The sequence below is a fragment of the Bradyrhizobium sp. 87 genome, assembly GCF_023073015.1.
In the GTDB taxonomy this organism is placed as follows: domain Bacteria; phylum Pseudomonadota; class Alphaproteobacteria; order Rhizobiales; family Xanthobacteraceae; genus Bradyrhizobium; species Bradyrhizobium canariense_D.
In genome coordinates this window covers 31,417-47,349 of sequence record NZ_JADPIQ010000097.1, presented here as the reverse complement: position 1 = coordinate 47,349, position 15,933 = coordinate 31,417, and the positions used below count along the sequence as shown (strand labels likewise).

The following is a 15,933-nucleotide window of genomic DNA, read 5'->3' as shown; positions in this document are numbered from 1 at the left end:
AACCAATCACCCATGTCGGTCAAAGCCGCTGCTCATCATCGCGCGAAACAGCTGCTCACGATCGCCTGAAATCGCCGCTCACCATCGCCGAAATACGCAGGAGGCAGCCGTGATCCGGGCCATCAGTTCGTCAACGGCCGGAAATCTTACAGCGACATCAGGCGTCAACTGAACGAGGCGGGAATTGCCAATCACAACGGCCGGGCCTGGACCGACGGCATGATACCGACCATCCTCGCGAACGAGAATTACATCGGCAAGACCGTCTACAATCGCACGTCGCGGCGCTTGGGACAGAAGTTGGTCAAAAACCCGGATCACACCTGGTCCGGGGCGCTGCGGCGATCGAGCCTATCGTGGACCCCGGCATCTTCGTGCACGCCCAGAAGCTGCTTGCCGTGCGCCGCGTAGAAATTCCGGAAGATGAGATGCTGGTGCGCCTACGTCTCGCGCTCCGTCGGCGCGGTAAGCTCAATTCGCGCATCATCAACGAAACGCTGGGCCTCAATCATGTCTCCTCGTACGTGAAGCACTTCGGGTCGTTGCGAAAGGCCTACGCGCTGATCGGATACACGTCGCCGCGTAACCGCGACTGGATCGAGACCCGGGATTTTTGGGCTGCCGAACAGGCGAGGCATGCTGCCGAGCTCGCGGAGTTGCTGAGAACCGAGCTGGGCCTGCAGGCTGATTTTTTTCCTGATGGCATAGCTCTCCAAATCGGCGGCGAGCGCCTGGTCTCATTTCTCGTGGCGCGACGACTGGCGCATCGCGGAGAGGACCACGCCGCGCAGTGCAAGGCTTACCGAAGGCAGATCTCATCTGGCCTGCTTGCCGTGATGCGGCTGGATGCGGCGAATCGGGCGATCGAGGACTATGTGCTGTTGCCTGCCCCGCTGAGGGCGGGCCGGTACGTCTGGCTTTCCTCCGAGTCCCTTCGTCGACATCGGGGCGCGGTCTACAAGGAAAAGGGGGCATTGTTCGGCGCGGTCAAGGCAATGCTGGCAAAAACCACCCATGCCGCCCCAACCAGCTCAGCACTGCCGAAAAAGCGATCGAGATCAGGCCAGCCCAAAGCCAAGGGCTTCGGCGGGCGGCGCTCACGGTGCGGAGGTACAAAATCGCACCGATGAGAGTGCCGTAATTCCTTCGGAAGTCACCGTTCAGTTTCGCGATCTTGGACAATTCCGAGGAGGTGTCCACGTCATTCGCCATCGGGCTGGCTCCTTCGTGTCGCTAGGACCAGCGCCTTATGAACCACTGTTTTGCCCGACGGAGCAAGACAAATTTCGTCTTATCGGAATTTTCCGGAGCCGTTTCCAAGTCACCCATTGGCTCGAACCGCTAGGCGGCTTCGCCGATGTATCTCTCCTCACTCCGCTTCTGGTTGATGAGATTCAACAACTGGGCGGAGGCCCGCGCGTCGCATAGGGCGCGGTGGTGATTGTCGAGCGATATGCCGTAGATCTCGCAGAGCTTCCCTAGTCCGTAGGATTTGTGTCCCGGAAAGCGCCGCCGCATTCCGACACATGTGCAGAGCTTCGGAAATCTGAAGCGTCGCCCGATCCGCTCGAATTCGTAGGTGATGAAACCGTAGTCGAAGCTGACGTTATGGGCGACGAAGATGCCGTCGGCCATGAACTGCATGAAGGAATCCGCGACTTCGGCGAACAAAGGCGCGTCCCGAACCATTTCGTTCGTGATGCCGGTCAGCTGGACGATCTTTGCCGGAATGGAACGCTGCGGGTTGAGGAGAGAGTGCCACTCGTCGACGACCCGGTGGTTGCGGATCTTCACAGCGCCGATCTCGGTGATGCGGTCGCCGTTCGACCATGAGCCGGTGGTCTCGATGTCGAGCACGACGTAATCCTGCTCGGGGTCGAAGCGGTAGTCGACCCGACCGATCTCGGCCACAATGCCAACGTCGCCGAGCTGACGGAGGCGGGTCAGTTGGTTGCGGCGGATCACATCGCCTTCCGCCTTGACCTCCATGAAGGACGCCTTGCCGTCCTGGACCAACATGAGGTCGGGGAAGCCGTCTCGCATCCCGCGGAAATCGTCGCACATGCCGCGGACGATGCTGGCTATGCCGGCCGTATCGGATCCTTCGAGCAGGGCGCGCAGCGCCTCCACTTGCACGTGATCCCAGCTGAAGATCCCGTTCGGGCGCCCCCATCTCGCTGCGACGGTGCGGAGGATCAACGGTAGGGCGTATCCGGACGCGATGGCCGCCAGCTTCTCGTCGATTATCGCGGCGAAGAGCCGGCGGAAGCTGCGGTCCTTCAGGCAATGAGGCAGCCAATCGAACCCGCTGGGCATGCGGGTGCTCTCGAACAGCTCGTCCCAGAAGAGCAGGCCGAACAGGGTGTGCCACAGCACGTTCTCAGTGAAGAAGACCTTCGTACCATCGCGCCGCAGCACGCCGGCGACGCCCGCCTCGGGATTGCCGCGATGGGTGTCATCGACGGTGATCGTGCGGCCGGACCGCAAAAGTTCGGTGTGGAGACCTGCGCGCCGTCCGCCGAACTTGCGGGCGTAGAAGTCGGTGGCGAAGAGGTGTTCCTCATCGCTGGCGGGATCATCGATCATCCGCTGAAGCAGTGCTTCGGCCTCTGTCTTGTCGCCGGCATTGTAGAGCAGTCGGACTAGACGCTCGTTGCAGTCCGGCGAAGACCCCGCGCGGTAGAGCTGACGGGCTAGATCGCTCTCGCCCGCTTTTTCGAAGAAAAGTCCCGTCCGATGCGCGGCGCGGCTGCGGAGATCGCCGGCGTACTGGGACGTGTAGGCTGGGCCGGTGAGCACGTCGACGGCGGCCCGTCTATGGACAGGCTCCGATCCGGCCTCCAGGCTGTCGAGGATCTGGCTGTAGTGGAACGAGGCGAGCGCCTCCTCGGCATCGGTGAAGCGCGCGCTGAACGAGGTCTCTCGGTTGGTGCGTAGGATCCCCAAATCGCGCAGCGCGAAGTTTTTTAGGTTCACCTCGGTCTTGCCGAAGTAGAGGTAGAGCAGGAACTCGATCGGCTGCGTCCCCTCGAGCGCGATGAAATTACGGGCGCCACAGTGCTGCGCTGCGACCGAAAAGGGGATGCTCTGTAGATAATAGTCGACGAACTTCGGCTTCGACCAGGATTTGCGGACGTCTCCTCGCCCGGCCGCCTGCGCTCCGGTGACGAGGACGTCCTTCGGCAAGGACAAGACGAAGGCCGCATAGTCCGCCTCGCCGAGCGCGCGGGCCTGACCGGCCGCGGTCAGATCGGCGGCCGCCCGCTCGACGTCATCGATCTCGGGGTAGTTGAACAGGGATCGGTTGAAGATGGCACCGCGCCTGTTGATCATGCGGACCAGGAGGCATCGCGCATCTCTCGATAGGCGCCCGAACCGAGCCATGAAGGCACGATGCTCCGGACCAAGCACGGGGGCATACGTCCGCTCCACGAACCCCAACATTTCGGCGAAGTGGTCGAGATAATAGTAGACGGGCAGTTGCGGCAATTTGGCCAAGCGGACCTTCGGGGCAAGAATCGTTTGTTCTATTTTTGTTCGAGTGCCGTCCTCAAAGTCAAGCCGCTCGACGAGCTACGGGTGACCAGAGCCGCGGACTTCGGCAGCCGCCGGCGCGGCGTCTTCCTTCACGCCCCGTGCCACGATCCGGAGCGTACCGTCCGGAAGGGGGCGCTGCAGCTTCAAGGCCTCTTCGGTAGGCGCGGTCATCCAGGTCTCGACCTCGTCGGCCGTCGTGAGGATCACCGGCATCGCCTTCGGATGAATCGCTCCGACCTCGGCGTTCGGCTCGGTTGTGAGAAATGCGTAGAGGTCGTTGGTGGTCTCGCCTTCCTTGACCTTCCGGACCGATGTCCAGTTGGTCCAGATGCCGGCGAAGCAGAGCAGCGGGCGGGTCTCGTCGAGTGCAAACCAGATGTCGCCGCCCTCGGCCTTGTTGAACTCGCTGAACGAGTTGAACGGCACCACGCATCTATTCTCGACGCCGAGCCAGCGCGTCCAGTGCTTCGACTTCACGTTCCGGATGTTTGTGGTGCCGCTGTCCGGCTCCATCCGCAGCAGCTCCTTGAAGTCAACCGTCTTGCCCTTGGCCTGCAGTTTCTCGGCCCGCTTCTTCGTAGCGTCCATGAGCGCCTTCGACGACGACGGCATACCCCATCGGGCGGTGGCGAGCTCCCGACCAGCAGCGCCATTGCGGACGATCGGCGCCGTGTAGTCGGGAAAGACGCCTGGCATCGGCGCGAGATTGCCGACGTAGCGGTTGACGACGCGGAACAGCGCGCTGATGGCGGCCTGGTTGGTGGTGATGCTGTAGAGGTTGCACAAGTTTTCAGGTCTCCGGATCCGGATGCCGAGCCCTCTGGGCCAGCTGCAGCAGGGCGGCAGGCGGGCGCTTACCGGCCTTCGCGCACTTCCGGCACCGCAGGCGGCTGGCGAGATCATGCACGTAGGTGGTCGAAGGGTGCGTCAGCGCCGCCAGATCGACGTCGCGCGCGGCCTTGCACCGCGAGCATTCGATCTGCAACCAGCTATAGCCTCCGTTGATGGCCTGGTCGATTGTCGGCGACGGGTCGATCGGGCCGCCATCAGCCCACATGCGCTCGTTCCAGGACTCGGACAGGAGCCGGTCGGCTTGCTCGATAAGCGCTTCACCCTTGGTCCGCGCCTCAGCCGACTGGGCGGCGAGAATCGTCATCATCGCGCGGGCCTTGCCGAGTTCCTTGACGAGCGCCTTGCGGTCGCCCCCGGAGAGCGGGGTCCCGTGGTGTTTTGGCGCCATGGACAGCAGCCGTCAGTCGTACGACGGCCAGCAGCCGTCTTCCTCATGGCGCCCGGTCCGCTGGCTGCAGGTGTTATCGAGCAAGCGCTGGCCAACGTCCCGCCAAACCGCCTCCGGACCGTAGAGCCGGATCGCATCGGCCTTCTGGATCTCGACGGTCCTCCCGCAGCGCCGGCAGCCGACCCGCAGAAGGTGCTTGGAAATCCGGTCCAGCCGGAGCTGGCGTCCGGACACAGCGGGCGCCGGGCCCCCGCCGGCGCCGGCGTCCGCCAGGAGCGACTGCCAGTATTCTGGCGGTAGGTCGTCGTCCGGAGCCAGCCCGCGCACCGGGGGGGCGTTCCTGCCGACGGCACGGGCCATGGCTTCCATCTGCTTCCGGGTGGGCATGCGCCAGCTGGCGGGGCGGTCGGTCATGCCGAATTAGAACATATCAAGAACACAAGAGTCGAGTACGAGAAGATGTTTTTCAGAGGACTTCGTTGACGGGAACAGCGCTCTCGCCCATCTATGGTGCTGTAGAGCCAAGCGAAATTCAAAAAACACACAGGCCGAAGACCGGCGATTCCCGGATAAGTTGAGGTAAATGCTGGGTAATCGTCGATGGGGAGCTGTTTCGGGAATGCTTTTACTTCACGTATCGGACATTCATTTTCGTCATCCGATCTGCAACACGAACCGCGACCCAGACCGGCCTTTCCGCACGCGCTTAATCCAAGATGCGAGAGACCGGGTGAAGTCGCTCGGATCGGTCGATGCGATCCTCGTCGGCGGCGACATCGCTTTCGCCGGAAAACCGCAGGAATACGTAGCGGCCCTAAAATGGCTCTATGAATTGGCCGACGCTTGCGGGTGCGCCCGGAACCGCATCTTTGTCATCCCCGGGAACCACGACGTGGATCGTGACGTGATCCGCGCCGATCTGTCGGTTCAGAACGCACAGCGTGCCATCGTCAACGCCGCGAGCGCCGACGACAAGGAATGGCAGATTGAACGACAGCTGCAGCACGCCGAGACGGGACCGGCACTTCTGAGGCCCATTGCCGCCTACAACGACTTCGCCTTCAATTTTTCCGGCAATATCTTCGCCCCCGAACGGTTGTCTTGGAAGGCAGATCTTCCCTTTCGGGACGGGATCACGCTGCGGATTCACGGTCTCAACTCGACCATCCTGTCGGGTTGGCGCACTCCCGAAGGCCAGAATGACGTCGAACGGGATCTCTACGTCGAGCCGCAGCAGACCGCCCTCGATCCTGTCGACGATGTCGTCAACCTGGTTATGTGCCACCACCCCCCGGACTGGCTTACCGATGGTGATCGGGTCGCCGACGACGTGACCAGCAGATGCACGGTCCATCTCTTCGGCCACAAGCATCGCCAGCGCATCGTGCGCGACCCGAGGTACGTCACGTTCTATGCCGGCGCGGTGAATCCGGAACGGCAGGCGAAGGATTGGAGACCGGGATACAACATGATCGATCTCTCGCTGGGCCGGAATAAGACCGGGCAGCCGCAGCTCGAGGTCGCGGCCCATCTGCTCGAATGGCAGACCAGTCCCGAGGGATTCAAGGCGATTAAGGACGACGATTGCGAAATCCATCATGCCGAGGTCAGATTGAGAAACGTAAATCCGAGGCCATCGGCCGCGGTCGTCGGGCCGGCGTCGCCCGTCGCCGAGCCGCCGTCGGATGGCGTGGAGGCAGTCATGTCAGACGATCGCGCCCGTAGCATTGTGCTGCGTTTCTGGCAGTTGGACATGAGCGACCGCCGCGAGATTTCCCGCACGTTGAAGCTGAACGATCCGGCGGAGGCCGGGCTCCCGCCGTCCGAGCGGTTCGGCAGGGTGTTGATCCGGGCGGGACAGAAGAATCTGCTCGAAGAACTGGATCGCGAAATCGCGAAGAGGGAGAGGCGCTGATGGCAGAGGAAAGCGTTCCGCCGATGAGGGGGGAATTTCCGCGCTGGTATCGCACGGTGGACGTCAGCGAAAATCGGGCCAGGCTGGACAACAGGTGGAAGGGGGTCGCGTCGCTCGCAAAGGCGGCGGACTCCGCTGGCATCGAAACGATGCTGGCTCTACTGCTCAAATCGAAATCGCGCCCCGGCGACGCCGCGATGGCGGTCCTGCGCGAACATTTTAGGGCGGCGGACGACCTGTTCGACATGGCCGACAACGACCGGGAACTCGAGATCCTGTGCGGCGCAGCGCTCGCAACGATCCTCGACGGAGACGGCGACATCGCTGTCGAAGCGTCGTTGAAGACGTCGGGTGCGTTCTTCGTGGGCTCCCGGAAGGCGACCTTCCCGTTCGATCTAGCCGCCGCCGCGGAAGTCGCGATCGCGAGGATCGCCGACGGGCGGCGCACGCGTCCGACCATTGGTCGGGTTGCCGACGTAGGACGGACCGGCCTCGACCAGGCCACGCGCGACAAGATGACGAAGGAAGGATTTTCGATCGAGGTCGTGATGGCCGGTATCGACAATCTGACGAAGTACACGAACAGCGTGATGGCCGACGTCGTCAGAAAGACGAATGCGGCCCTCGCCGGCATCGATGATTTCGTCGCTGTTCAGGACGAGGAGCTTCAGATGCTGTGGTGGCTCTTCGGCGCACGCAGCAAGACCCTCGATCGCCCCTTCGTCGACGTCCCCGCCGATGCGCAGCCGATCATCTTCGCCGCCGAGCTCGCCGACGCGACGCGCAAGGCGCCCGGGCCGTCGTCGGTCAAGCCGATTCTTTCGAGAGCCGGCCTCAAGGAATGCAAGAAGACTGCGATCTCGACGGCGATCAACGCGTGCGACGTCAGCTTTCTGCGCACGCTCGTGGTCGATGGCGCGAAGCCGTCCGCGGTGACGCAGCCTATTCACTTCGCCATCCAGCGGAAGCTGGAAGTCGGAGACGACACGTCGTGGCCGGCCGCGTGGTCAGCCATCACCGGCATCGATTCGGACTTGGCCGTCGCGGGCATCGACCTTGGGAATCTGTTCTATCGCGAACGTCTCGGCATCTGGTTGGAGAGCTAGGTTGGCCGAGAGCGCCGAAATCCTGTGTTCGAACTCCGCCTGCAAGGTGCGCCAGGACGGCCGATGCGTCGAGGGATTGCCTCTCGACAAGTGCACGCATTACGGCAAGCCTCTCGTCGTCGAGCAGTCCGTCAAGGCTGCGGCGAACGGAAAGAGCGGGATAGTCCTACCGTCGGGAGACTTCTTGGACCCTGAAGAGGCATCCTCGATCCTGCGTCGGGGAAGCTCGCGCGTCATCGCCGTGGTGGCACCCAAGGAGGCGGGCAAGACCACCCTGATCTCTTCGGTCTTCGAACTTTTCCTCCGCGGGCCCGTCGGTCCCCTGCGATTCTGCGGCTCCCAATCGATGTACGCGTTCGAGCGTGCCTGCCATCCTTCGCGCGGCGTGTCAAAGAACGCCGTTCCGCAAACGGAGCGCACAATCCTGACGGAGGTGAGGTTTTACCACACTGCGATGCGACGGCCGGATTTGCCTAGAATCGATCTTTTGGTCGCCGATCGAGGCGGCGAGGATTACCGGGCGGCGGCTGACGACGCGAGCACGGTACAAGGTTTCGTCGAGGTGACACGCGCAGATACTATTACGTTTCTCGTCGACGGACGGCAGTTGGCCGATCCTGTGACGCGGATTTCCGTCGGATCGGAAATTCTGGCGATCGCGCAGGCGCTGGCGGATGGAGGTGCCATTCAGGGACGTCCGCGCGTGGCCCTCGTCCTCACGAAGTTGGACGACGTCTTCCGGTCGCAGGACCGCGAGCGCGTGGAGCGCGACTTCGAAAGATTCGACGAAAAGTTCCGGCAAATGCATGGCGGCAGCTTCGGAGAAATCAGATCGTTCAGGGTTGCGGCCTGTCCCTCGGACGATACGCTGCCGCTCGGACACGGGGTGGACGCGTTGCTTGCCTATTGGGAGGAGGCCGCCCCGATCGAGCTCGTCGAGCCGGCACCTTTCGTGCCGTCGCCGACGAGATACATGCATCGACTGCAGGGATCGAGCGAATGACGGATGCATCCGAAAGCTCTGTCGTGATCTGCGGACTGCCCGCATCCGGCAAGACGACGTTTCTTGCAGCGCTTTGGTACGTCGTGTTCGAGAAGCGCGACCCGGACGCGCTCCTCAAGTTCGACTCCTTGAGCGGTGTCGATTTCTCGCACCTCAACGCCATCATGCGTCGATGGCAGCATGCGAAGGAACAGATCCACACGGAGATCACCTCGGGAAAGACCGTCTCGATGAATCTGAAAGACGGCGCCGAACGTAGAATCCAGATGGCGTTTCCGGACCTCTCGGGCGAATCCTTCCAGCAGATGTGGGAGGATCGGGAATGCGATCCGAAACTCGCCGATCTTCTCCGCAATGGTGCCGGCATTCTTCTCTTCGTTCACGCCGACAAGATCAAACACCCGATGGGAGCGGCCGAAACGACCCGTCAGGCCGGCGGGCTCGACGCCTCCGGCGCCGGCGCCGGCACCGCTGTAGGCTGGCATCCGAAGGATGCTCCCACCGCGGTTCAACTCGTCGAGATGCTGCAGCTGATGCGCTGCCCGGCGCTGCAGGTGCCGGCACGCCGCTTGGCCGTGGTCTTGTCCGCCTGGGATAAAGTCATGGAGGAGGAGCCAGACATCAGGCCGGAGGCGTATCTCGCTCGCGAGCTGCCGTTGCTCGACCAATACCTCCGCTATGGAGACGGCGGTTGGACGGTCCGGACTTACGGACTCAGCGCGCAAGGCGGGGATTTCGAGCGGGAGGGAAAGCTCGACGACGAAGCCCGCAACGAAAGGGTCGCCGCCATCCGCAAGTTGGAGGATGCGTCGAGCCGCATAACCCTGATATCGTCCGAACCGTCGCACGATCTCACGGAGCCGATCGCATGGCTCACGAAGTAGGCGGGCGCGTACCGCTGCAGCAGACGCTGCACGGTTACTCGGAAGGCCATCGCCTGCTGGCGTCGTCCATCGACTTGCCGTCGCGGGATGCGAAGACGCTGCTTATGATGAGCGATGCCTCGGGACCTGCGGCGACCATGGGTGCGGATGGGTATCTCACCGGCTTTCCGCTGGTCGAGAGCGGACACTACGCGCTGGCCCGCACGTGGCCCGCGCCCGAGTTGCCGCGACCAGGCTGTGTGTGGACGCACACGATTCTCATCGATTTCAGCGACATCCCCTCGTTATCGAGCGCGGGAGGCCTGTTGGGCCTGTTCCGACGACCCAGGGGCGACGAGAATTCCTATCGAAGCCCGATCGATCATGCGTCGTCCGATTCGTCGGATCGTTTCGGCGTGCCCGACGATCTCGCGCGCCGAATACTCTCCGCTCTTTACGAAGAGCCGGCCAAGCCGATCGTTTCGATGGCCGCCGAAGTCGCGGTCCGCGACGGCCTCGTTCTGGCCATCTGGGGACAGCAATGGCCGCGCCTGAGGCGCTCCTTCCGGTTCTGTACGTTGTCTTTCGCCGACAGGTCGTCCGCGAACGCGACGTTCGATCTGCAATTCCTGCCGGCCGCCGGACGTGTGAGACCGACGCAATTCAAGGGAGCCGTCGATGCGGACCGTCGCGATTTCGTCTCGACGGCCTGGTTGGAGGACGCGGTGGCCGACCTTGGGCAGGGGTTCCAGGGGAGCTTGCGCAATTTCCTGCGCGCTGCGGGCAGCGATGTCGGCGGCCGCGAATCGTTTGAGCCTTTGGCTGCATTGCACGCGCTTTCGCTGCAGTTCGAATCCGACCCGGCCGCGGTCGAGCGCGCGATTGCGCTGCTGGAGCAAACGATGGCAACCGATCAGGGGCACGCGGCCCGTTCGTCGATCGTCCGCGCTGCGGCGGCTGCGGCCGACCGGATCGGGACCGAAGGACAGCAGTTCGTCCTGCGGAACTTCGCCCTGATCGACGCGAACGAGGCGCAGGCAGCCGCCGAACGCGTCGGCAGCGCGATCTGGCACCGCGATCCGAAAGCGTTGTTCAACGTCCGGTCTGACCCGGAGAAGGCCGCGATCGCCGACCGCGCGATCGCGGCCTTACCGCCGACGGCGCTGATCGAGGGCGTGTCTTCGATGCCGGATCATCTGTTCGAATTGCTGGAAGCGAGACCCGACCTTGCGACCGAACCGGCGTTCTGGTCGCTGCAGGGCGCCTCCGGATCAGACGTGCTCCGGCTCGTTGGAAGTTCTCCGGGCCGGGCCGACGATACGATCGAAGCGATGATCGCCTCGGGCGGGTCGCTGGCTCGCGCGGCTCAGACGGCTTTCGGAAGCGACCGGGTCCTGCGTAGGCTGCTTGCGCGCTCCGGCGACCTGGCAATTGACGGCGGGACCCGAGCGGAGTGGCTTTCGGCGATCGCTTCGGATTCGGACGCCGTCGCGCGCGTTCTTGTCGAGGAGTGGCTCGACGACGCGCAGACGCTCGAAGCGATCGCGCGCTCGGTGTCGCCGGACTCGATCCCGAACGCGTTCGGGGACGATCCGTGGCTCGTCGCCATCAGACGTCTGTCGGCGCCGCTGCAGAACGCATATCTGGCGTCCTTTCTGCTGATCCGGGGCCTCGGCAGGCGAACCTTGCAGAGCGTCGACCTGGTGCAAGCGACGTTCGACGTCGTCTACGATGCGGCCGAGAAGCGGATATTGCCGGACGACGCCTGGAGAATCCTCGATCGCAGACTGGATCGATCGTATTGGTGGGAGGATTGGGACAGGTGTGTCAGGATTCGGCATACCGTCGTCAGCATGTATCTCGATCGCGGGATCGACGCGCTGGCGTTCGTGAGGATCACGGAACGAGACGACTTCTTCGTCGCCCTGATCAGCGCGTTATCAGAAAAGTACGGAAGCCAGAGATACCTAAAGTGGATGCGCAACCGCATGGGAGATGCGGGCATCGACGGCGAACGCCTTCGGGTCGTCAAGCACGCGATCTGGTTCTGATACCGCCAACTACATCCAAGGAAGCGAGATGCGCGCCTCCGATTGCAGTTGTCGGTAGATATCGGGTGGCCGCCGAAAAGCGTCCGGCCCGCTTCTCGCTTGCAAGCCTGCCGACGCCCGGACAGCGGAGATCGAGTGGCGGGCCTCGTCCGATGTGTGATGGTCAGGCGCTGGCTCGGTCATCGGAAAGAATCCGTTACCTTAGGAATATCGGCTGTGTCGATTTCCCAAGGATTCATTCAGGAAGAGTCTAATCGTGTCCGTCGGGATAGCCGTGGGCGCTTCGGCTTAAAGTTCCGGGAGGAAAAGCGAGGCAGAACCGCCCTAACAAGGGTGGCGCTCAATGCCGGCACTGGCGGATGGAAAACTTGCGACTTTGGTAAGGCAGGTGATGCCGCCGAGAGCGCAGGAGTGGACTGTGCAAGTGGTCACGGATCACAAAGACGCTTGCGTGATGTTCAACCGAAACGTTTTGCGCGTTCACTGGACTTGGCCGACCGCCGTCCATGCCGCCGGCATGCACTCGATCTTGGATCACCATCCGTTGAGCCTAAAGAAGATACCGTCGCAAATTCTTAGAGGCTTGTCGTCCCGAACAGTCGTCGATGTCTGGCAGGCTTGCACGGTCAAGAAGGGCTACAAGGGACGCCTGTCCGAAAGGCGAGGATTTTTTGCCTGCACCGCAAGCGGACAGTTCGCATTCGCCAGCAACGCGGCGGCGGCGGAATTGGATGCGCTTCGCGCGGCCAGGCGGTCGATCTACGAACGATCTCGCCAGGTACGGGCTCGATCCAAGCGGGATGAAGATTATCAGGGCCTTCTGACCAAGCGTCTGTCGGGCCGAAAATATGATGGTGCGTACCGCGTCCCGCTTTCGAATTACGAACGGTGGCTGCCGAAGGACATGACGGAAGCGTTCAAACTCTATGGAGAAGAAGGCGTCCCGCTTTTAGCGATCGAGGGCGAAGCGTTCGATCTGGTCCCTTCACTGAACGACCACGATTTGGCGGACTTGGTCTATCAGTTGGACTGCGACGTGCAGCGTGCGCAGACCGAGACCGACGACCGGTTGATCGACCAGGCGCTGACGCGTCTGGCCGATCTTTAGCGTGACGGAAGCCATCCGGTTGCTTCGTCAGTATCTGGCTTCGGACGGATGCCGGATGCGCGATAGTCGATGATGATCGGCTTAATACGTTCCCAGACAACTTCGATGAGATCGAAGAAGAATTGGCGATAGTCTGCAGCTTGCTGTCGATTATCTGCGTGCAGGTTGCCGTCCACTTTGGCCAGATTGGAGACACGCTCCGGATAGGGTGGATGATGGGATCTCGGTGGGGGCTCGTCTCGGCCTGTTTCTAGCACCGCTCTTACGCGCCTGATAAGATCCAGCGCGCCGAGGATGACGACGGCACCAGCCCCCGACACTGCGTAGAAGTTTTCTTCGTCCTCCTTCGAACAGATGACGATGCAGCAATTGCGCCCGAACAGATCGGCGTCGAATTCGTCTTGAAACGGGTCGGTCGCAGATTCATCGGACGTCGTTACCCGACCATGTTTCATCGAGTGATGGCCATATTCATGCCCGAGCGCGAATACCTCGATCGCTCGAAGCAAAAGCGTCCGTATCACATTTTGCGGATCGTTCAGAGGCACCGTGGGGCTTTGCGCTTGCACGCCGGTGACCGCAAAAGACGTCAGCGCTTCGCTCCAGTCGTGAGCGAGGTCGATGTCGCGCTCCAGCATTTTACGGGCAAGATTTATGTCCCGCACTATCAGGACATGGTCTTCGCCCACTCGATCATGGGGGACGGTACGTCCGAGCAGCCTCGATATTTGGTTGATGAACGATAGGAAGTGGACGCTTACGTCGATGATGCTGGCTTCGGTTTCGAGGACGGGGAGTTGACCGATTCCGAGATCCAGCGCCGCGTCATTTCCATAGGCAACACCGGCGTGGGTCGAAACTCCGTGTTCTAGGCACGCGTCTTCGATTTCTCCCATCAAGCGGTCTAGCGTAGCGCGGAGATTGACGTCATCGAATTCCGAGCCTGCCGAAGCGCTCTTGATCGCCTGCCTGTAGGCTTCCAGGTGATCCTCGTCATCGGGTTTTGGAGGTTCCGCTCCTCTCATGAGTTTGAGAAGCGTTTCCTTGTTTTCGTCGATCCACTCGAGTTGCTCCGCCGGCGTCCGGGCCTTGTAGCCGGTGATCCTTGCCGACGCCGCCTGGCGTTGCCGGCGATAGTCGTCCGCAACTTCCTTGTCATCCATGCTCAATGACCGGCCTCCAATCGAATGCAACTTTCAGGCTGCGGTTTCAACCGTTGAGACAAGGTAGTCATCTTGGTGCTGGCTGCCAGTTCTGATGGCCCCGAATTCGTTGCCGTATGCGGTTTTCACCTCACGGCCGAATCTTTTTGGCGTTAATGTTGGGGTTCCCGGATTCTCGAAAGCCCAACAGCCACTTACAAAATCGAGTCGTTCTTACGGTCCGGAATTGAGTCGCTCTTATTGTCCAATCGAGTCGCTCTTAAAGTGGACGCACATTGATTGATCACGCTGGTGGGCCCGGCAGGACTCGAACCTGCAACCAGACCGTTATGAGCGGCCGGCTCTAACCGTTGAGCTACAGGCCCGTTCCCAATCGTCATGCTGACGCGGCAGGGAAGGGAGGCGATCGTCTAGTGAAACTAGCTCGCTTTGCGTTCGGGCGGATCACCGGCTTCTAGCAAGGGCGGCGCCAAACTGGGAATTTCAGGCATTGACTTGCCGGCTATCGCTTGGAGGTCGCCGACCATCCCGACGGTCGAATCTATCACAGATACAATCTGCGTTTCGCGTTTCGCCCATTGGCGACCCATAAACTTGCGTTCCTTGTCCAGGTCGTCTCTCATGTCATTGAATTTCTCGATGACCGCTTCGACACGTTGCCGGAATCTGGTGCCGGTCAGATAGTCATAGACCTGCTCCATCTTTGTCTGCTGGCCTTGTTGCACGAGCCGTGCGCCGCATACGTCGAGCAGCGCTTGACGCAGCGCTACCGCAACGGGGAGGGCGCACCGAGGATGAGCGACCCACACGCCATCCATCAGATCGAATTGTTCGATGTGTTTGGGTAGCGCGTGCGAGATGATGAGCGATACGTCGGCGCCCGACCGCCGTTGGTCATCCCTGAGCTTCGCCAGCCAACCGTCGCTCCACGATTTGGTACGTTTCGTCTCCCATAGGATTATGCCTGCCGGCTGCCCGACGGCGCCGTTGACCTGCTGGATGACGTCGGCGCCAAGCTCGCCTTTGCCGACCGGTTCTATGATATCCGTTGGGAAACGGCTGCGCAAAAGCTCCTCGAGTTCCAGTTCGAGGACTTCGCCTTGGGCCTGTTGCGAACCTTGCTCCGCCTTGCGCTTCAGTTCCTCGATCGTACGTGCCATCGACTCGATCGTTTGATCCTTTTCGGCAACGCGAAGCCTGGCAGCGTCGTCGGCTTCCTGCCTGGCCTTGGTCTGAACCGTTGCAACGGAGGCCTGAACGCGCTTTTCGATGGTCAAGTCCAACTCACGCTTCTCATCGTCCAGCGCGCGCTGCTTGCGAATAAGTTCAGCCTGAGCCTGCTGGGCTTCGGCAAGCTTGCCGTTATTCGCCTCCAGAAGCTGACGGAGCTCGGCAGCCTCATTAATTTTCGCTGATAGTTCCGCGGCAGAGGCTTCGCGCGCCTTCTTGGCTTCAGAAGCGACAATCCGCTCGCGTTCGGCCGTCAATCGTTTCGCGACCTGGTCTTCGACCGCCTCGCGGTCCTTGGTGAGCTGTTCGCGTTCCAGACGGAGCGCCTCAGTCTTGCGGGCGACTTCAGCATCTTTTCCCGCGAGCTGTTCCTGGAAGCGGCGGCGGGTTTGCTCGAGCAGCGGCGCGGCAAGCGATTCCGTCAGTCGAATTTCGTGATTGCAGTTCGGACAATGTAAGGTAGGCTCGTATGCGCCATTCGTGGCTGCCGCTTTGAAGCTCATCGCGTTGATCTCATTCGTCGCTGAGTCGCGATTGAACCGTATTGGTGTGTCGGCGCCAGAGCGGAATGTGCGTGTCCACATGGGATTTCCACCTGTGGGCTTCAAAATCTGAAATCCGAACGTGCGGATCCGTCGAAATATTCCATAATCTATGTTATGCGAATGGAAAAGGCCATTGAAATCAACTAGTTATACCTAGCGGCGACTTTTGCCC

13 protein-coding genes and 1 tRNA gene are annotated in these 15,933 nt (G+C 61.6%); 7 read left to right on the top strand and 7 right to left on the bottom strand.

The window, feature by feature from the left end; genetic code table 11:
- Positions 1–356: 356 nt before the first annotated feature.
- The gene (locus IVB50_RS26275) at positions 357–1,130 is read left to right on the top strand and encodes a hypothetical protein (protein WP_247297817.1); all 774 of its coding nucleotides are present in this window, start codon (positions 357–359) and stop codon (positions 1,128–1,130) included.
- Between the two features lie 211 nt (positions 1,131–1,341).
- On the opposite strand, the gene IVB50_RS26270 is transcribed toward IVB50_RS26275, so the two are convergent.
- The 4 genes from IVB50_RS26270 to IVB50_RS26255 all read right to left on the bottom strand — a co-directional run bounded on the left by IVB50_RS26270 (position 1,342) and on the right by IVB50_RS26255 (position 5,191).
- Positions 1,342–3,498, bottom strand: coding sequence for a 3'-5' exonuclease (locus tag IVB50_RS26270; protein WP_247297815.1), 2,157 nt, complete (start codon positions 3,496–3,498; stop codon positions 1,342–1,344).
- 75 nt (positions 3,499–3,573) lie between these two features.
- A complete protein-coding gene (locus IVB50_RS26265; RefSeq protein ID WP_247297813.1) occupies positions 3,574–4,323 on the bottom strand; it encodes an SOS response-associated peptidase in 750 nt (249 codons plus the stop codon).
- A 4-nt stretch (positions 4,324–4,327) separates the two neighbouring features.
- Positions 4,328–4,777, bottom strand: a complete 450-nt coding sequence (locus tag IVB50_RS26260) for a hypothetical protein (protein ID WP_247297811.1) — start codon at positions 4,775–4,777, stop codon at positions 4,328–4,330.
- A gap of 12 nt (positions 4,778–4,789) precedes the next feature.
- Positions 4,790–5,191, bottom strand: coding sequence for a hypothetical protein (locus tag IVB50_RS26255; protein WP_247297809.1), 402 nt, complete (start codon positions 5,189–5,191; stop codon positions 4,790–4,792).
- A gap of 169 nt (positions 5,192–5,360) precedes the next feature.
- Here IVB50_RS26255 and IVB50_RS26250 point away from each other — a divergent pair, with 169 nt between their 5' ends.
- The 6 genes from IVB50_RS26250 to IVB50_RS26225 all read left to right on the top strand — a co-directional run bounded on the left by IVB50_RS26250 (position 5,361) and on the right by IVB50_RS26225 (position 12,823).
- Positions 5,361–6,692, top strand: a complete 1,332-nt coding sequence (locus tag IVB50_RS26250; RefSeq protein WP_345946457.1) for a metallophosphoesterase — start codon at positions 5,361–5,363, stop codon at positions 6,690–6,692.
- The gene (locus IVB50_RS26245; RefSeq protein WP_247297804.1) at positions 6,692–7,798 is read left to right on the top strand and encodes a GTPase-associated system all-helical protein GASH; all 1,107 of its coding nucleotides are present in this window, start codon (positions 6,692–6,694) and stop codon (positions 7,796–7,798) included. The genes IVB50_RS26250 and IVB50_RS26245 overlap by 1 nt, the downstream gene beginning before the upstream one ends.
- Position 7,799: 1 nt before the next feature.
- Complete coding sequence (locus IVB50_RS26240; RefSeq protein WP_247297803.1) at positions 7,800–8,801, top strand: hypothetical protein; 1,002 nt, start codon at positions 7,800–7,802, stop codon at positions 8,799–8,801.
- Positions 8,798–9,685, top strand: a complete 888-nt coding sequence (locus IVB50_RS26235; RefSeq protein WP_247297801.1) for a hypothetical protein — start codon at positions 8,798–8,800, stop codon at positions 9,683–9,685. The genes IVB50_RS26240 and IVB50_RS26235 overlap by 4 nt, the downstream gene beginning before the upstream one ends.
- Positions 9,670–11,715, top strand: a complete 2,046-nt coding sequence (locus IVB50_RS26230) for a hypothetical protein (RefSeq protein ID WP_247297799.1) — start codon at positions 9,670–9,672, stop codon at positions 11,713–11,715. Before IVB50_RS26235 ends, IVB50_RS26230 begins: the two co-directional genes overlap by 16 nt.
- 343 nt (positions 11,716–12,058) lie before the next feature.
- Complete coding sequence (locus IVB50_RS26225; protein ID WP_247297797.1) at positions 12,059–12,823, top strand: hypothetical protein; 765 nt, start codon at positions 12,059–12,061, stop codon at positions 12,821–12,823.
- Here the strand turns inward: IVB50_RS26225 and IVB50_RS26220 are convergent.
- From IVB50_RS26220 to IVB50_RS26210, 3 genes are all read right to left on the bottom strand, one after another.
- Positions 12,820–13,986: a hypothetical protein gene (locus IVB50_RS26220; protein WP_247297794.1), complete on the bottom strand. Its 1,167-nt coding sequence runs from the start codon at positions 13,984–13,986 to the stop codon at positions 12,820–12,822. The genes IVB50_RS26225 and IVB50_RS26220 overlap by 4 nt on opposite strands.
- Positions 13,987–14,275: 289 nt before the next feature.
- Positions 14,276–14,351 (bottom strand) — tRNA-Ile (locus tag IVB50_RS26215).
- A 54-nt stretch (positions 14,352–14,405) separates the two neighbouring features.
- A complete protein-coding gene (locus IVB50_RS26210; protein ID WP_247297819.1) occupies positions 14,406–15,719 on the bottom strand; it encodes a DUF2130 domain-containing protein in 1,314 nt (437 codons plus the stop codon).
- Between the last annotated feature and the right edge of the window lie 214 nt (positions 15,720–15,933).